Here is a 17,876-nt window from a genome sequence, read left to right as displayed (position 1 = left end):
CAACTTTTTTTCGAAGTTTATGACTGCTGATCCATGATCATTTCCTGATTCCTGAATCCCTTCTGAAGAAGCTTCATGATCTTACCCTTTTTCCCTCCTATCTGTCAACTTCTTTTTTTACAAATTACATTCCGCTGTGGACGTATGACCATTTCACAGGGACAGATCTCTGCCCGCATTGCAAGAAGATCATGTACAGCAAGGGCGATATCCTCAGATTCCAGATGACAGTCATTCTCTTTGCCAGGCTGGAAATCCGCATGGCGGTACAGATCCGTTTCTGTCAAATCCGGCATCAGGCAGATTACCTTCATGCCATGCTTTCTTTCTTCTTCAAACAGCGATCTGGAAAAAGCCAGCAGGCCTGCTTTGGCAGCACCATACGCAGCCGCATGCGGACTGGCACCAAGTGCGGTCACACTGGCAACATTGATGATCGTGCCATGATTTTCCCGCAGCCTTCTGCCATAGTACCGGCATAAGCGCATCGGCTCTTCCAGATCCAGGCGCACCATCTGCTGAATCTGACTGTCTTTCATAAACTCATGCAGCCCGTAATATGCACAGCCGGCATTGTTCACAAGCAGAGACAGATCAAGATCCAGCTCATCAAGACAGGATAGAACATTCTGATCATCCAGCAGATCGAGGATGATGGGATGAAAGGAAGACGGATATGTCTGCTGTTGGAAGGTGCGGCCAATGCCCCATACTTCCCAGCCATCTTTACATAACTGCATGGCAATGGCTCTGCCAATGCCATGGCTTGCGCCTGTCACAAGTGCCTGCTTCATGATTCCCTCCAGAAAAAGATCTTCTCTTTACCAATGCCATGTTCTGCCAGAGCTTCTACAATGCTATCTGTCATCTCTGTCTCAATCCGGGCAGGCAGATGATAAAAGCCCTTTTCACATACGTACGGATACTGCAGAACGGCACTGTCAGGATACTGCCGGCGCATTCTGGCCATATATACCTTTGACAGCCGGAAACTGCCAAGCGAAAAATCCCGCACTTTCTGCAGATCAATTGCCGTTGCAATCTTTTCCACAAGATCCTGATATGCCTGCTTCTGATCCGGACACATCAGCACCGGATCAAAGCAGATCCGCACCGGAAAGCCCAGGTCCATTGCCTTCTGTAACATAGCAAGCCGGGCAGAAAGAGAAGGTGTTCCCTTTTCTTCTTTGGCAATTACCGTTTCCGGAGACAGCGTAAAAGCCAGAATCGTCCTGTCTGAAACTGTCATCTTCTGCCATGATGTATCAAACGTTCCCTTGGTCCGGATTTCAATCGTCAGATTATCATGTTTCCGGACAAACTCACTCCATGCCCGGCCATAGCCAAGGATACTTTCCAAAGACAAGAGGTCTGCATCATACGAAACACAAAGATACAAAGAATGTTTCTGCAGTTCTTTCTCCACTGCATCAAAATAATCTTCCAGATTCACGAATACCGCCAGGTTTCCACCCGGATACATGCCCTTTAAGAAACAATAGCTGCAGTCATAGACACAATTCATCACACAGGAAGAATACATGAAATACGGATTGCCAAAGGACTGACAGACCGGTGAACCAGGATACAGGAAACCATCTTTTTTCCTGGCCAGGATCAGCTTCTGGCTTTTGTGCTGCAGGCTATAGGACTGCCGGGGTCTGTCAAACACATCCCGATAATCCTGAATCATGATGATATGGGCATTGGGAAAATGAGACAGGATAGAATCTGCCTGTGTCCGGATGCCTTCTTCCACATAGATCTCAGTGAACTTTGGCTGTAACAATGTCTCTTTCAAGCTCATGCAGCACCTGCTTTCCCTGTTCCTTATCCCTGACTTCTGCCGACAGCACCTTTTTTACAAAACGATCTGTATCAATGCCGGCCGCATGCCCATAGCGCAGCAGCTGGGCAATCTTGGCACGCATCGTGGATGTTGCATGCAGCTTCTCAGCTAATGCATTGATGATTTCTTCATGATCTGTTTCTGTATTCTCTGAAATCAACTCCTGATATGCCAGCAGCTTTTCAATAAGCGCTTCCAGCATCGGTGCATACTGCAAAGACAAATCATGCAGGACCTGCAGCGTGATCTTTCCATGACCGTCATCTGATACAAAACGCACAAAGAACAACTGATGCGGTCCCATCACTTTGCCTGCAGCTGCCACAGCACCTGCACATTCCATCTCATAGATACCATGGGTTTCATCCATTTGTGCATCCTGCTGTTCATACAGCTGATATCCGGAAAAAAAGCCTGTCAGTGGAAGCACTGTCTCCAGCAGTAAATCCGGATAATATGTCCGATGAGTAATGGTATCGGTAATACTTTCGGCCTGATACATGCCTGGCTTCAGACCAGCTGCACAGCCATACCACAGCAGGATGTCCCCATTGCCGGCTTGCTCTTTTTCCAGCAGTGTGCCAATGGATGATGCCGCATTGAGCTGCCCGGTTCCACACACAGCACATTTCAGCTTCTCATTGGAAAAAAGCTGAAGACCGCGGACACCTGCCTCTTTCTTCAGCTGCATTTTCTCAATCAACGGACGAACTTCCTCATACAATGCCGATGCAATATACAGCATGAGCCACCTCCTGTCAGCGGATGATCAATGGCATCCTTTCATCCAGGCCGCAAAGCCCAAGCCACTGCCGGAACTGTTCAAGCAGTGACACTGCCTCATCCCTGCCTTCTGAGCACACTGAGACAATCTGCGTTTCCTCCGGCATGACAATCACTCTTGCCAGCATCTGCTGTGAGTGCCTTGTTGTCATCACAAGATGCAGCGGATAGGTCCTGTTTTCCATTTCTGCCTCAGTATCTTTCAAGGTCAATCCTTCCGGCAGATCATCTTGCAGCAGATATTCCCGGATCATACCGCCGGCATCCAGTGCAGCAATCTCAAAGTAATTCACTTCTTCCAAAGTAAGCCCGCAGGCCGGCGCATTGCGCCTTGCCTTTGTACGGGATTTAGCAGCCAGAATCTTTTCAATATCTTCCGGCTTGATGCGGTGGCGGCCAGCCTCAATCAGCTGGGCACTCATCATCCGTACCATATAGCGCAGAAAACCTTTGCCGCAGTATGTAATCGTAATATGACCGTCATATTCTTGCAGATCAATCGAAAGAATTGTCCTGGTCTGATCCGGATACTCACTTAACGGCGAAGAATTCAAAGACGTAAAGTCATGAGTGCCGACAAGATACTTTGCAGCTTCTTTCATTGCTTCAACATCCAGTTTGATCGGACACTGATACTCATAGTCTTTGGTAAAGACATCATAGGGACCGATATTGATGCGGTAGGCATACTTCTTCCATCTCACATTGTAGCGGGCATGAAAGCGGAACGTCACAAGACGGACATCCAGAATATGGATATCATCCGGCAGAAAGGCATTGATCGCACCCATCCACTTGCGTTCCTTCATTTCCCGCTCGGTGTCAAACATGAACACCTGCATGCGGGCATTGACACCCGCATCCGTTCTGCCCGAGGCAATGATATTTGTCTTTTTTCCGGTAATTCTTAACAAGGCAGCTTCAATATGTTCCTGAATGGAAGTACCCAATGTCTGTGACTGCCAGCCATCATACTTTCCACCCATATACTCCACAACACAGCGGTAGCGGTTCATATCACGTATGCCAGCAGAATCATCAAAACAAGCACACCGCAGGCACCGGCAATAAAAAGCCAGTCTGAAGAATGCATTTTCAGAATCTTATAACGGGTGCGCGGCTCACCAGGCGCATAGCCTCTGGCTTCCATGGCATTGGCCAGATCCTCTGCTCTCTGGAACGCACTGACAAACAAAGGCACAATCAAAGACAGGATGGCAACGATCTTCTCTTTCATCGTTCCTTCCTTCATATCCACACCGCGGCTTTCCTGTGCCTTCATGATACGCAGTGTCTCATCAATCAGATCCGGAATAAAACGTAAGGCAATCGATATCAGCATCGCAATCTCATGAGCCGGTACATGAATCACCGTAAACGGCTGCAGCAGATCCTCAATGCCCAGTGTCATATCCAGCGGCTTGGTCGTTGCCGTCAGACAGGTTGTGATCATGATCATCAATAACAGACGCACAGCAATATAGGCGGTCTGAGAAAGCGCACCGGTATACAGGCCCCACTTGCCAATGCCAAACAGACGGATGCCATCCTTGATGACAAACGAGTTGACAATCAGCAGGAAAACCATCATGAACAGCATCGGCTTCATGCTCTTCCAGACATAGGAAAAGCTGAGCTTGCCAATCAGGATCTCACATGTTGCAACCGCAAAGATGATGGCATAGCCAAGCCATCCCGCCGGGAAGAAAATTGCCACCAGCATGATTAACATGGCCATGATCTTAGCCCGCGGATCCAGCTTATGAACAGGTGAATCCAGAGGAATATAACGTCCCAGTGTAATGTTATTCATGTTTCTTCACCTGCCTGGCAATGCAGTCTGCCAGTGCTTCTATATCCACAATATCATCATCCACCTGGAAGCCCTTCGCCTTCAGGCCGTCCTTCATCTGTACAATCGCAGGCGGTACAATGTTCAGGCTCTCACAGATCGAACCGTCTTTAAAGAATTCTTTCACGCTCGTATGCAGGCGGCATTTGCCATCTGCCATCACCACAACCTCATCACAATAATGGAATACCTGCTCCATGTCATGAGACACAACAAGCACCGTCTTGCCCATTTTATTCAGCTTGGAAAACAAAGACATCATTTCCACAGTGCCCCGGGGATCCAGACCTGCCGTCGGCTCATCCAGCACCAGAATCTTTGGATCCATAGCCAGAATACCGGCAATGGCAACCCGCCGCTTCTGTCCACCTGACAATTCCAGCGGACTGCGCTCATACAGTGCTTTATCAAAGCCAACCAGCTGCAGTGCCTTCTCTGCCTTTTCAACCGCTTCTTCCTCACTTGCCCCAAAGTTCTTCGGTCCAAACGAAACATCCTTCAGCACCGTTTCTTCAAACAGCTGATACTCCGGAAACTGGAAAACAAGGCCGACATCCCCGCGCAGAGACTTCAGTCCCTTGGGACGTGACCCAGCCTCAATCTTACGGTCCAGAACATATACTGTTCCCTTTGTCGGCAGCAGTAAGGCATTGAGATGCTGAACAAGTGTGCTCTTGCCAGATCCGGTCTGGCCGATGATGGCCGTCATCTTTCCCTCCGTCAAAGAAAGTTCCAGATCATTGAGCGCCGTATAGGCCATCGGCGTCCCTTCGCTGTAAATGTGAGTTACATGTTCGAACTGTATCGGCATAAATCCTCCAGCAGGCTGTCAATCGTCAGATCACGGGGCAGCACAACCCCACGCTTCACCAAAGCTTCCTGCAGTTTCAAAGAAAACGGAATATCCAGCTGAATCTCCTTCAGCTTCTTCTCCTGACGGAAAATCTCAGCAGGAGTTCCCTGCATCACACATCTGCCCCCGGCCATGACAATCACCTGGTCACTGGACGCAACCTCATCAATGTCATGCGTAATTGAAAGAATTGTCAGTCCGCGGTCCTCATGGAGCTGCTTTGTCACCCGCCGGATTTCCTGGCGGCCCTGGGGATCCAGCATGCTGGTAGCCTCATCAAAAATCAGAATCTTCGGCTTCATGGCCAACACACCGGCAATGGCAACCCTCTGCTTCTGACCGCCGGAAAGACGGGTCGGCTCATGATCCAGATACTTCGTCATGCCTACCTTTGCCGCATACGTATCAATGATCCCCTCCATCTCATCATGCGGCACACAGTGATTCTCCAGACCAAAGGCAATATCATCCCGTACCGTGGAGCCAATGAACTGATTGTCCGGATTCTGAAACACAACCCCAACCCGGCTGCGGATGGCATTGAGATTTTCCAGAGTCAGATCCAGACCGTCAATGGTGATTTCACCCGAAGATTTATCCAGCAGTCCCGCAATCAGCTTAGCAACTGTTGACTTACCCGATCCATTATGGCCGATAATGGCCGTATAGCTGCCCTCTTCCACGCTAAAAGAGACGTCACGGATCGTGGGGACGCCTTCTTCATAGGAAAAGTTCAGATCTTTTACCTGCAATATTGACATAGCAGGGTCATTATACACGATTGTGCAGATCACAACAGGCAAAAACACCCAAAACGCCGGCAGAGATCAGGCCGTTTCTGCCATTTTCTTCTGATAGCACACCCATGTAATCACAATCAGGAATACTGCCATGCATACAACATTCACCAGCACCAGTACATAGCTGTGAAACAAATCCACCATGAATCCCAGCAATGACACACCAGGCGCATTGGCAATAGTGCCGGCAAGAGTGATCTTTGGATACACATGACTGTATTGTGCCATGCCAGACATATCCCTTGTTAACATCACCACCGCTGACGTCGGCAATGAATAGCTTAAACCAATCAGGGCAGCGCCCAGCAGCAGGCTGGCTGTCAATCACGATACTCAGCAGGCTGGAATGTACAAAAAAAGCCCCGCAGGGCTTTATGTTTGCTTACTGAATCAGATCGCAGTCCTGATAGCTGCCGCCAAGAGCTGATGCCTGATTGGCTACATTGAGAATATCAGAAATGATGGCGCCATCCTCCACAAAGAAACGCTTGGAGGCCTGCACGCTGCCATCCTCCTGATGCGTGCATGTATACCCTGCATCATTGAGAATTCCCTCAAAGCGCAGCAATGAATGCAGATCTGCAAACTTCACATGATGCACCGCACAAACAAGTGTATCTTCCGGGAACTGTGCATTATATGCATCATTGCGGCCCAGAATCTCCTTGATGAAGGCAGGCTTAAGATACGGATACAGATCCGCCACTTCCTTTACCTCATCACTGTAATCCTCATCCTCAGAAGGGGATTCTGCTTCTTCACCTTTATCATCCGCCGCAGATGTTTCCTCTGCATCCTCACCATCACTGATGGGAATCTCATGAGGACCTTCCTCCTCATTCACCTGTGGCGCTGCTGCTTTTTTTTCCTCAGATTCCTCTTCTTTCTCAGGCTCTTCCTTTACATCTTCCTCATGATGATCCGCGGAATCAAACTTGTGGATTTCCACATCGTCATCCTCATCCTCTTCCTCATCATTATCATCCATCTTTACGCCATCAAGATGGGCAGAACCCTTGTTTTCCTCACTGTCATCCCTGATCTCGACAAAGTGAATTTCATCGTCGTCATCATTGACGCCTGCATTTTCTTCTTCGTCTTCATCCTGATCGTCTTCGTCATCATCCTGCCGGCGGTCACGAAGCTCTTTCACTACGAGCACTGCTGCAGCAGCCGCTGCCACAACAAGTGCACCAAGTACTGTTTTCTGGAACATAACCCTGTCATTTCCTTTCGCTGCCTTTATTTTAGCACATCAGGCATGTTTGCAAACATACTCCATGATTTCCACCGCATTGGCAGCCGCACCCTTGCGGATCTGATCCCCGCAGCACCACAAAGCAATGCCATTATCATTCACCAGATCACGCCGCAGACGGCCCACATACACCTTATCCTGATTGCTCGTCATTAAAGGCGTCGGAACAGTATCATCATACACATCCCCGTCAAATGCCGAAATCGCTTTCTTCACTTCATTCAAGTCCAGCTTATCCTCAAACACAGCACACACCGAAATTGCATGGCTGCGGAACACCGGCACCCGCACACATGTACAGGTCACTTTCAGATCCGGCAAATGCATGATCTTTCTGCCCTCATTGAGCATCTTCATCTCTTCGGTTGTATAGCCATTGTCCGTCATGGATCCAATATCTGCAATGCAGTTATACGCAATCTGGGCCGGGAACACATGCGGAGTAATTTCCCTGCCCTGGCGGACATCCTCTACTTCTGTAGACAGCTCGGCAATGCCCTTCATACCAGCACCGCTGACTGCCTGATACGTTGAAGCCGTCAAAGATACAAGCTTAGACAGACGGGCAATCGGTGCCACCGCCATATACGTAATAATCGTCGAACAGTTCGGATTGGCAATCGTTCCATGATGTTTCAAAGCATCCTCGCCATTGATCTCCGGGACAACAAGCGGCACATCCTTCTCCAGGCGGAATGCACTGGAATTATCGATATAGACAGCACCAGCCTTTTCAATCAGCGGGCGGAACTGCTTCGACAGATCATTGGAAACCGCACCAAGCACAAAGTCCAGGCCGTCAAAACAGCCAGGTTTCACCTCATCCACCATCAGCTGATCATTCTGATATGGAATCAGAGTTCCAACAGAACGCTCTGACGCAAACAGCCGGATCTCATCGCAGTCAATCTTTCTTTCTGCCAGACAGTCCAGCATCTGTCTGCCAACCGCACCCGTAGCGCCAACAATTCCAACTTTCATTTGTTTTTCTCCTCGGAAATAAACTTATCATAGATCGCATGAATGGCTTTTTCAAAGTCACTGTCATTGACACCAACCACAATGGTCAGCTCATCACAGCTCTGTGAAATCGTCCGGATATTGATGGCATGATTGCCAAACTCCGATAAAAGCGCACCAGACATACCCGGCCGATTGCGCATCTCTCTGCCAACCACAGCAATCTGAGACAGATGATCCTCAATACGCAGATCATCCGGATGCAGCGTATTCTTGATCTCACCAACAATCTCATACAGATTCTGATCCACGGCACGGCTCTGCACAATCACCGAGAATGTATCCACGGTCACCGGCACGGATTCCACCGACACATTGTACTTTTCAAAGGCATCCAGCAGTTTGCGCAGAAAGCCGACTTCCGTAGAACTGTGGGCCTTGATTACATTGATGGACGTAAACCCCTTGCGGCCGGTAATGCCGGTAATCACATGCGGCGGCTCCAGAGCATCCATCTCACTGCAGTCCTCCATGATCATCGTACCAGGATTGGACGGATCATTCGTATTGCGGATATTGATCGGAATATTCTTCTGTCTGACCGGGAACACAGCATCATCATGCAGAACATTGGCACCCATGTAGCTCATTTCCCGCAGCTCATTATAGGTAATACGCGGAATGCGCAGCGGATGATCAATGATACGCGGATCTGCCACCAGAAAGCCCGACACATCCGTCCAGTTCTCATACACATCCGCATCCACCAGGTTGGCAATCACAGCACCGGTAATATCCGATCCACCCCGGGTCATGACCTTGATCGCACCATTGGGCATTGCCCCATAAAAGCCCGGAATCACAATCCGGTCCGCACCAGCCGCGGCCTTCTCCAGCTTCTCACCCGTCACTGCCATATCAATCGAGCCATCATAGCGGAAACTCATCACATCCGCCGCATCCACAAACGCAGCCCCAAGATACTCTGCCAGCAGTCTGCCAGTCAGATACTCACCGCGTGATACAAGATAATCCGTTGATACATTGGCATCAATCAGCTTCCGGATCAAAGCAAACTCATGATCCAGATCCGTTGTCAAGCCAAGATCTTTCCTGATCTTTTCATACTTGTCCTGCACCGCCTGAAACAAAGAATCATATGACACATGATAGCGGACATGGGCCTCAATCAGATAGAGCAGATCCGTCACCTTATGATCATCACTGGATTCCTTGCCACACGCACTTGTCACAATAAACTTGCGGCCAGCATCTGCCTCAACAATCTTCTTCACCTTGGCAAACTGCACCGCATTGGCAACCGAAGATCCCCCGAACTTGGCAACCTTGATCATAGAATCACCCCCGCAAACAGCTTCTCATCCCCAGACTTTCTGACTCTTGCACAAAGATCCATCAAAGATATTTCCCGGGTGATCAAAGCATCCCCGGCATCTTCCTGCTTCACATCCTCAAACACAGATGCATTTTCCGTGCGCACATAATAACGTCCCATCACACTGCTTTGATCCATCACTGCATCCGGCATCACTGCCGTACTGGCACATCGTCCCTCATACAGATCCAGAAGATCCTGCACCACCGCATGGGCTGTTGGCAGACTGCCGGCACCCGGTGCCGCAAAGGCAGACGTGCCAAGTGTTTGTGAATGTGCTACGAGCACATTGTCATTGGCACTGATCGATGCATACAGGCTGTCTGCTTTGACAAAAGCAGGCATCACCCATGCTGATACCGCATGATTGTGATTCTCACCCGTTCCAAGCAGCCGGATTGTTAAGCCATGTGACTTTGCCCAGGCAAAATCACATGCCTGAATATGACGGATGCCGAAAGTCTCTACAGAAGAAACCGGCATATACACGCCAAATGCCTGCATGCAGGAAAGCACAACTTTATTAGCCGCATCCACACCGTCAATATCATCACTTGGATCACGCTCAGCATAGCCAAGCTTCTGTGCCTCTTTCAGCACATTCTGAAAGTCTGCGCCGCCCTTTTCCATGCGCGAAAGAATGTAATTTGTTGTCCCATTGAAGATTCCCTGAAAGGAAGATACCGGTTCAATGCGCGCAATCCGTTTCAGATTCGCCATCCAGGGAATCCCGCCGCCGCAGGCTGCTTCGTCCAGAAGACAGACATGATGTTCACTGGCCAGTGCATACAGCCGGGCTGCCTTTTCCGCGAGCATCCTCTTATTAGAAGTCACAACTGACTTTCCGCCTGCCAATGCCTTTTCCACAAAAGAACCAGCCGGCTCAATACCGCCCATGCATTCCACAACCACATCAATATCCGGATCATCCAGCACATCATCCGCACATTCCGTAAAGCGCGCATCCATGCCTTCACCAATCTCTTTCACCAGGATTCTGGTCAGCTGCAGATCACTGCCTGCCTCCGTCTTTCCCTCATCCAGAATCTTCTTTACACCGCTGCCAACAACACCACAGCCAAGCATGCCAACTTTCATCATGAACCCCTTGTCTTTATTTCAGATACACTTGTTTTTATAACGAGGACAGTGTATCATTGCACCGAAGTCAATGCAAGGAGAATATCACGATGAAATATGTCAGCACCCGAAACAAGAACGTCACTGTCAGTGCCCATCAGGCCATTCTCAAAGGCCTGGCAGCAGATGGCGGCCTGTATACACCTAAAGATCTGAATGTTCATTTCAAACCGGAACAGTTTCTGCACAAAAGCTATCAGGAAACAGCCGCAATGATCCTTTCCGCCTTTCTGGATGACTATACAGAAGAAGAAATCAAAGCAGCTGTCCAGAAGGCATATGATGACAAATTCGATGACAAAGACATCGCACCGGTGCGTTCTCTTTCCTACACAAACCTGCTGGAGCTGTACCATGGCCCGACCAGTGCCTTCAAAGATCTGGCTTTGACCATTCTGCCAACATTACTGACAGATGCCATCCGAAAAGAAAACTGCCAGGATACCATCTGTATCCTGACTGCTACCAGCGGTGATACCGGCAAGGCAGCCCTGGCCGGCTTCAAGGATGTACCAGGCACCGCCATCACCGTCTTTTATCCTGAAATCGGCGTTTCTGCCATTCAGAAACGGCAGATGCAGACATCTCAGGGAAACAATGTCAACGTCATCGCCGTCAAAGGAAACTTCGATGACTGCCAGCGCATGGTCAAGCAGGCATCATCCAGCAAAGATATCAATGCATGCAAAGGTGTTTCTCTTTCCAGTGCCAATTCCATCAACCTTGGCAGACTCCTGCCGCAGATTGTCTACTACTGCACCGCCTATGCCAGACTTGTCGAACATAACAAAATCAACTGCGGTGAAGAAATCAACGTATCTGTTCCTACCGGAAACTTCGGTGATATCCTGGCAGGCTGGCTGGCCAAAGCCATCGGTCTGCCGATTCACAAACTCATCTGCACTTCCAACACAAACAACGTCCTGTATGACTTTCTGAAAACCGGCACCTATGACAGCAGAAGGTCCTTCCATAACACCATGTCGCCAGCCATGGACATCCTTGTCTCCAGCAATCTGGAACGCCTTCTTTTCCTGAAATCAGGTGAAGATGATCAGCTTGTAAAGCAACTGATGACAGATCTGCAAAGCAAAGGATCCTACACTGTACCAAAGGAACTTCTTGCCAGTATTCAGCAGTACATGACAGGTGAATGGACGAATGAAGAAGACTGTGCAAAGACAATCCGCAATACCTGGGAGCAGGAACATGTCCTGATTGATCCCCACACCGCCGTTGCCCTGCATGGCTTGCAGCAGTACAAAAAGGAAACACAAGACAACAGGCCTTCCCTGGTTCTTTCCACTGCCTCTGCCTACAAGTTTTCCCATGATGTATACAAAGCCATCACAGGAAAAGAGGAAGAGGATGATTTCAAGGCCATGAAAGATCTCAATGCATTGACCCATTGCACAATCCCGGCAAACCTTGCCAATCTGGAAAGCATGCCGATCCGCTTCCACACTGTCATTGAGAAAGAAGACGGCATGAACACCATCAAACACATCATGGAGGAACTCTCTGATGCCCATCATTAAAGTACCGGCAACCTCCGCCAACCTCGGTCCCGGTTTTGACTGCCTTGGCATTGCCCTGGATCTCTATGACACCTTCACCGTAAAACAAGCAGATGATCAAGACATCCTGCACAACGTGGAAGAAAAGTACTGCACACCTGACAATCTGTTTCTCAAAGCCTATCACAATGGTGCAGAAAAGCTTGGTTACAGCGATTATATCGAAGCAGAATTCGCCTGTGATATCCCGATTTCAAGAGGACTTGGCTCTTCTGCTGCCATGATCATCGGCGGCCTGCTGGCAGTCAATGCAATCCATGACAAACAGCTGACAAAAGATGAAATCTTCCAGCTTGCCTGTGACATGGAAGGCCATCCTGATAACGCTGCCCCGGCATTATATGGCGGCCTTTGTGCAGCTATGCATGGCAGCATCTGGCTGAAAGAAAGCCTGCCAGTCAGTGATACCTTCACCTTCACCGCACTGGTGCCAGACTTTGCCGTTGAAACAAAAAAGGCAAGAGCCATCCTGCCTGACAGCTATCCCAGAAAGGAAGCTGCAGCCAATATCGGCCATGCCATCTTTCTGACCAAAGCACTGGAAACAGGAAATCTCGATCTTCTGAAACAGGCCGCCAAAGATTATCTGCATGAACCTTACCGCAGTCAGCTGATCACCGATTTTGGCAGCATCAAAGACATCAGTGAAAAGGATACAAACGGCCATCTGTTCATCTCCGGCTCCGGCTCCACCTGCCTGCTCATTGCAAAACAACTGTTATCCCCCGAAGCAGAAAAAGCAATCAAGGCACGCACCAATCCAAAGTGGACCATTCATCATCTTCATTGTGACAAACAGGGAGGCAGAATCCTGTGAGCTCCAACTTCCTGATCGTACACAAAAAGATCCTGCCGGACTATCTGGAAAAGGTCATCGAGGCAAGGAATATGCTGGAAGCCAAAGAAGCCGCCACCGTCACCGAAGCCGTACAGAAAGCCGGTATCAGCCGCAACACCTACTATAAGTACAAAGACTATGTCTTTCCCTATGACGATACCAGGCAGACAAGACGGGCCGTCATCTCATTGATCGTCAAAGATGAAAGCGGCGCCCTCTCTGCTATTCTCACCTTTCTTTCTGCCCACTCCATCTCCATTCTGACCATCTCGCAGGCCGTCCCGATTGCCCAGAAAGCAAATGTCCTGCTCTCACTGGACATCTCCCACACCTCAACCTCCATGGAATCCCTCATCCAGCAGATCAGACAGCTGCCATCGGTACGCAGTGCCCACCTGGATGCCATGGAATAACACCACATGGAAGAAGTGAACATCACTCACTTCTTTTTTTTCGGCAGTTTCTCAATACAATTACATTTCTGCTATAAAGATGACAAACCTGTCATCACATATCATTGCCTGCATGCTATATCAACACATGAGAAACAGGAGAATCAGACAATGAAGAAAAAAACAGGAAAAGATGTTTTCTATGCTGCAGCAGCCTGCCTTGCCGCAGCATCTCTGACAAGTCTTGCCATCACCGGCAGAACCATCGGCTGGGGACCTTTTTCCTTTTTGCACACATGGGATCAGGACGTGGCAGAGATTCAGAAAAGCCATCCGGTGAAAGACCATCAGCACGGCATCATTTTCTATGGTGCTTCCAATTTCCGCCTGTGGACACAGATGGAAGATGACCTGTCAGCCTACCATGTGCAGAATCACGGCTTTGGCGGCTGCACAGACCATGATCTTGTTCACTATGCAGACAAGCTGCTGTACCCGTATCACCCTGACATCATCTTTTTCCAGACAGGCTCCAATGACTATGTCAGCCTGAAAGGAACAGATCAGGAAAAAGTAAATGCATGCATGGATTACAAGAAGAAGATGTTTGAAGACGTTCACACAAAGCTTCCAAACACAAAGCTGGTCATCATGAGCGGCTTGCTGCTGCCAGGACGCAGCCAGTACCGGAAGATGACACAGGACATTAACAGGCAGCTGAAAGAGCTCTGTGAAAACACAGAGTATCTGACCTTTGTGGATGCTGAAAAGATGACATGGGATGGTCACAGCTATCACAAAAAACTTTTCCGCAAGGACGGCATCCATCTCAACCACACTGGTGAGCTTCTCTGGATGAAAGACTATATCCAGCCACAAATCGAACAGCTGATCAGCACATGTCATCTGGATGAAGTACGGAGGGAGAGTGCAAAATGACATGCCTGTTTGGTCATGCAACAAATCTTGTTTTCCGGTGCATGCCTCAGGACAAACCAGGACAGCCGCATGATTACATTACCGAAAGAAAGCGCAATGACCGCAAGCCACCAAGACCGCCAAAAGATGTTACAGTCCGGATCAGCACACTGGATGGTCTGTATGCCGAATTCATAGAAAAACCAGGAAACGAAAAAGGAACCATCTTTTACATCCATGGCGGCGGCTTTACGGTTGGCTCCGCCAGAGAGCGCCGCGGCATCTGTCAATACATCGCTGCAAACTATGGTTATAACTGTGTCAATTCCAATTACCGTCTGGCCCCGGAAAACCTCTGGCCATCGCCCTTGGAAGACTGTTATAAAGCCTATACAGCCCTGTTAAAAACAGGCATTGATCCCAAAAGCATCGTCTTTATGGGCGAAAGTGCCGGCGGCACCCTGGTGCTGTCATTATCTCTTCTGCTCAAAGAAAAAGGACTGCCCCAGCCAAAGGCACTCACCGCATTCTCGCCGGTTGTCACCCAGGCAGATCAGTTTCCTTCCTATACAGCAAATGCCAGAACAGACTACATGCTGAGGAATTCTGTCAAAGAAGGAAAAAGCAAGGTTGTATACGGCTCTCATGCCAATGACATAAGCTATCTGCGTGATCCATTGATCTCACCATTGTATGGCAATTACACGAACCTGCCGCCGGTGATCCTTTCTGCCTCTGATACAGAAGTATTGCTGGATGATTCCAAAGCTCTATATCAGAAACTGCAGAAAGAAAAACATCCCGCCGCACTGGATATCCGCCATGGTGTCTGCCATGCCTTTCAGGTATTCACACGTATGCCCGAGGCAAGAGCAGCACTGGCATGGACATTTGCAAAAATGGAGGAGCTGTCATGAAGACATGGATCAAACGCACTCTGATCATCACAAGCACTGCCGCTGCCGCAGTCTCTGCTTTTACCGCTGTATCACTGATTCACTATGTCGGCATTCCCCAATCCGTCTCAAACAAGAAGACCAGTTACACCATCAAAACGCAGCGGGTGGACTACGATGACATCAGCCTCTATGGAAAAATACTGATTCCAGAAGGTAAAGGTCGTTTCCCAACTGTCATCTATGCCCATGGTGCCGAAAGTGATTACAAGGCGGATATGACAACCTTGAAAAGCCTGGCTGAAAGCGGCATTGCCTGCTATACCTTTGACTTCTATGGCTGGACGAAAAGAAGCACTGGTCCTGAAGACACCCATTGGTTCCATGATATACCAAGAGGTGTAGATGATTCCTATCAGAAGAAAGTACTGCAGCAGGTGGAAGATCTCAATGCAGTCATTGATACTGTCAAAACCTGGAATTTCGTTGATACAAGCCACTTGTATCTGCTTGGCAGCTCCATGGGCGGTGCCACCGCTTCTGCAGCCGCCATCACTCACAGCACCGATGTCCATGGCATCATCCTGCAGTATCCTGCCATCAATCTCAATCCCGATGCACTGAAAACTGGTGCACCCCTGGATGTCAATGGTTATACAGGTCCGGTTCTCATCCTGCAGGGCACAAAGGACAAGATTGTTCCTCTGGAAATGGCCAGATCACTGACAGATCATTATAACATCAAAAAAGCAAATCACGCAAAGCTCATCATATACAAGGGACAGCCCCATGTCTTTACAGGAAAGTACAAGGTCAAAGCCGCAAAAGACATCTATGCATTCATGCAGGAGAACAGCTGATGAAGCCGGCATATAACCCTGTTCTTCCCATCAACGTCTGTATTGCGGATGGTGAACCACATGTCTTTGGAAACAGAATTTATATCTTTGGCTCCCATGACAAACCCGGCTCAGAAAGTTTCTGCATGGAAGACTATGAATTCTATTCAGCCAGCCTTGATGATCTTTCCAACTGGACAAGCAATGGCATCAATTACTGTGTAAAGCAGGATCCATTATATGGTGAAGATGCAAAGTATCTCTATGCACCGGATGTGGTTCAGGGCAATGACGGCAGGTTTTATTTGTACTACTGCCTGGCAGGCTGGAAAGGAAGAGGCGGCTACAGCCATCCCATCAGCGTAGCTGTCTCAGACAAACCTGATGGCAGATATACATACTATGGCACGGTAAACAATCCCGATGGCACACCGTATCAGGACTTTGTCTGCTTTGATCCCGCTGTGATCAACGATGATGGGACTATCCGGCTGTACTTTGGCTCCGGCCCTTTCAAAGGCATGCAGGCAAAACCATGGAATGCGCTCATCCTGGCAAACATCTATGCCAGCGTATTTCAAAAACCAGCAAAAGCATTCCTGCAAAAACCAGGTCCGCTAGGTGCCAATACCGCCGTACTTTGCGATGACATGCATACCCTGAAAGAAATGCCGAAGCGCATCGCCGATACTAAAGACTTCAAGGGACATGCATTCTTTGAAGGCAGCAGTATCCGCAAAGCAAATCATACATATTACTTTATCTACTCCTCTCAGCAGAACCATGAACTCTGCTATGCTGTCTCACAATATCCCGACCGTAATTTTCACTATCAAGGAACACTGATCAGTAACGGTGATATCGGATATCAGGGCAGAAAAGCAAAAGACAGAATAAACGCCACTGGCACAAACCATGGCAGTATTGAGAAAGTGAATGGCAGATGGTATGTCTTCTACCACCGGCTTACCCATGGCAGCGACTATTCCAGACAGATGTGCGCCGAACCTTTGACAATGAACAAAGACGGCACATTCCATCAGGCAGAAATGATATCATCCGGTCTTAGCAGCAAAGATCTGCCAGATCAGGGTGAATACCCAGCCACCATCTGCTGTCATCTGACCAATGGCAGAATGCCGCACCTCGCCAACCAGATCAAAGAAGGCATCCCATGCATCACTGACAAAGATGGCCAATGGTATATCACCAATGCCGCAGCAGGCACAGCGATTGTCTACAAGTACTTCATCTTTCACAAAGGTACAGCTCTGCATCTATGGGCAAGGGGAAATGGCAGCCTGCATATCCTTATAAACAGCCAGAACATTGGCACACTTTCCTTCCACAATTGCCAATGGCAGAGGCAGGCAATACGAATTTCAGAAGACTGCATGCATGCCGCCATAACGTTCTACATCACAGAAGGAAAGCTGGATGTTCTATCACTTGCCTTTACCTCTGTCCACAATCACTCATAATCATGTATTCATGCAAAAACGGCTGTCGGACAAGTATGCCTGCA

Annotated in this window: 19 protein-coding genes; 7 read left to right on the top strand and 12 right to left on the bottom strand. The window is 48.8% G+C overall.

From position 1 onward, the window contains the following. Positions 1-104: 104 nt before the first annotated feature. From SOI44_RS05215 to SOI44_RS05160, 12 genes are all read right to left on the bottom strand, one after another. Complete coding sequence (locus SOI44_RS05215) at positions 105-794, bottom strand: SDR family oxidoreductase (protein ID WP_331348170.1); 690 nt, start codon at positions 792-794, stop codon at positions 105-107. Then, the gene (locus SOI44_RS05210; RefSeq protein ID WP_331348169.1) at positions 791-1,807 is read right to left on the bottom strand and encodes an SPL family radical SAM protein; all 1,017 of its coding nucleotides are present in this window, start codon (positions 1,805-1,807) and stop codon (positions 791-793) included. The genes SOI44_RS05215 and SOI44_RS05210 overlap by 4 nt, the downstream gene beginning before the upstream one ends. Continuing rightward, positions 1,767-2,594 carry a hypothetical protein gene (locus tag SOI44_RS05205; RefSeq protein ID WP_331348168.1) on the bottom strand — a complete coding sequence of 276 codons (828 nt, stop codon included), beginning with the start codon at positions 2,592-2,594 and terminating at the stop codon, positions 1,767-1,769. Before SOI44_RS05205 ends, SOI44_RS05210 begins: the two co-directional genes overlap by 41 nt. A gap of 13 nt (positions 2,595-2,607) precedes the next feature. Beyond that, positions 2,608-3,648, bottom strand: coding sequence for a tRNA pseudouridine(38-40) synthase TruA (truA, locus tag SOI44_RS05200; RefSeq protein ID WP_331348167.1), 1,041 nt, complete (start codon positions 3,646-3,648; stop codon positions 2,608-2,610). Then, the gene (locus tag SOI44_RS05195; RefSeq protein WP_331348166.1) at positions 3,645-4,445 is read right to left on the bottom strand and encodes an energy-coupling factor transporter transmembrane component T family protein; all 801 of its coding nucleotides are present in this window, start codon (positions 4,443-4,445) and stop codon (positions 3,645-3,647) included. The genes truA and SOI44_RS05195 overlap by 4 nt, the downstream gene beginning before the upstream one ends. Beyond that, entirely contained in the window at positions 4,438-5,295 is an 858-nt protein-coding gene (locus tag SOI44_RS05190) for an energy-coupling factor transporter ATPase (protein ID WP_331348165.1), read from the bottom strand. The genes SOI44_RS05195 and SOI44_RS05190 overlap by 8 nt, the downstream gene beginning before the upstream one ends. Continuing rightward, the gene (locus SOI44_RS05185; protein ID WP_331348164.1) at positions 5,271-6,098 is read right to left on the bottom strand and encodes an energy-coupling factor transporter ATPase; all 828 of its coding nucleotides are present in this window, start codon (positions 6,096-6,098) and stop codon (positions 5,271-5,273) included. The genes SOI44_RS05190 and SOI44_RS05185 overlap by 25 nt, the downstream gene beginning before the upstream one ends. Before the next feature lie 66 nt (positions 6,099-6,164). After that, positions 6,165-6,365, bottom strand: a complete 201-nt coding sequence (locus tag SOI44_RS05180) for a hypothetical protein (protein WP_331348163.1) — start codon at positions 6,363-6,365, stop codon at positions 6,165-6,167. Between the two features lie 154 nt (positions 6,366-6,519). Then, positions 6,520-7,353, bottom strand: a complete 834-nt coding sequence (locus SOI44_RS05175) for a hypothetical protein (protein WP_331348162.1) — start codon at positions 7,351-7,353, stop codon at positions 6,520-6,522. Between the two features lie 39 nt (positions 7,354-7,392). After that, a complete protein-coding gene (locus tag SOI44_RS05170) occupies positions 7,393-8,376 on the bottom strand; it encodes an aspartate-semialdehyde dehydrogenase (RefSeq protein ID WP_331348161.1) in 984 nt (327 codons plus the stop codon). Beyond that, the gene (locus tag SOI44_RS05165; RefSeq protein WP_331348160.1) at positions 8,373-9,710 is read right to left on the bottom strand and encodes an aspartate kinase; all 1,338 of its coding nucleotides are present in this window, start codon (positions 9,708-9,710) and stop codon (positions 8,373-8,375) included. The genes SOI44_RS05170 and SOI44_RS05165 overlap by 4 nt, the downstream gene beginning before the upstream one ends. Then, positions 9,707-10,852 carry a homoserine dehydrogenase gene (locus SOI44_RS05160; RefSeq protein ID WP_331348159.1) on the bottom strand — a complete coding sequence of 382 codons (1,146 nt, stop codon included), beginning with the start codon at positions 10,850-10,852 and terminating at the stop codon, positions 9,707-9,709. The genes SOI44_RS05165 and SOI44_RS05160 overlap by 4 nt, the downstream gene beginning before the upstream one ends. 89 nt (positions 10,853-10,941) lie before the next feature. Between SOI44_RS05160 and thrC the strand changes: the two genes are divergently transcribed. The 7 genes from thrC (at position 10,942) to SOI44_RS05125 (ending at position 17,832) form a co-directional block, all read left to right on the top strand. Then, positions 10,942-12,429 (top strand): threonine synthase, encoded by a 1,488-nt coding sequence (gene thrC, locus SOI44_RS05155; RefSeq protein WP_331348158.1) that lies wholly within the window; start codon positions 10,942-10,944, stop codon positions 12,427-12,429. Continuing rightward, the gene (thrB, locus tag SOI44_RS05150) at positions 12,416-13,285 is read left to right on the top strand and encodes a homoserine kinase (protein ID WP_331348157.1); all 870 of its coding nucleotides are present in this window, start codon (positions 12,416-12,418) and stop codon (positions 13,283-13,285) included. Before thrC ends, thrB begins: the two co-directional genes overlap by 14 nt. Next, positions 13,282-13,719, top strand: a complete 438-nt coding sequence (locus SOI44_RS05145) for an ACT domain-containing protein (RefSeq protein WP_331348156.1) — start codon at positions 13,282-13,284, stop codon at positions 13,717-13,719. Before thrB ends, SOI44_RS05145 begins: the two co-directional genes overlap by 4 nt. 150 nt (positions 13,720-13,869) lie before the next feature. Next, entirely contained in the window at positions 13,870-14,637 is a 768-nt protein-coding gene (locus tag SOI44_RS05140; RefSeq protein WP_331348155.1) for a GDSL-type esterase/lipase family protein, read from the top strand. Next, on the top strand, positions 14,634-15,533 hold the full coding sequence (locus tag SOI44_RS05135) for an alpha/beta hydrolase (RefSeq protein WP_331348154.1): 900 nt from the start codon (positions 14,634-14,636) through the stop codon (positions 15,531-15,533). The genes SOI44_RS05140 and SOI44_RS05135 overlap by 4 nt, the downstream gene beginning before the upstream one ends. Next, positions 15,530-16,372 (top strand): alpha/beta hydrolase, encoded by an 843-nt coding sequence (locus SOI44_RS05130; RefSeq protein ID WP_331348153.1) that lies wholly within the window; start codon positions 15,530-15,532, stop codon positions 16,370-16,372. The genes SOI44_RS05135 and SOI44_RS05130 overlap by 4 nt, the downstream gene beginning before the upstream one ends. Continuing rightward, entirely contained in the window at positions 16,372-17,832 is a 1,461-nt protein-coding gene (locus SOI44_RS05125; protein WP_331348152.1) for a family 43 glycosylhydrolase, read from the top strand. Before SOI44_RS05130 ends, SOI44_RS05125 begins: the two co-directional genes overlap by 1 nt. Positions 17,833-17,876 lie beyond the last annotated feature (44 nt).

The organism is Lactimicrobium sp. (assembly GCF_036453465.1).
Classification (GTDB): domain Bacteria; phylum Bacillota_I; class Bacilli_A; order Erysipelotrichales; family Erysipelotrichaceae; genus Bulleidia.
The sequence above is the reverse complement of the archived record's forward strand: the minus strand, read 5'-3'. Positions and strand labels throughout refer to the sequence as shown.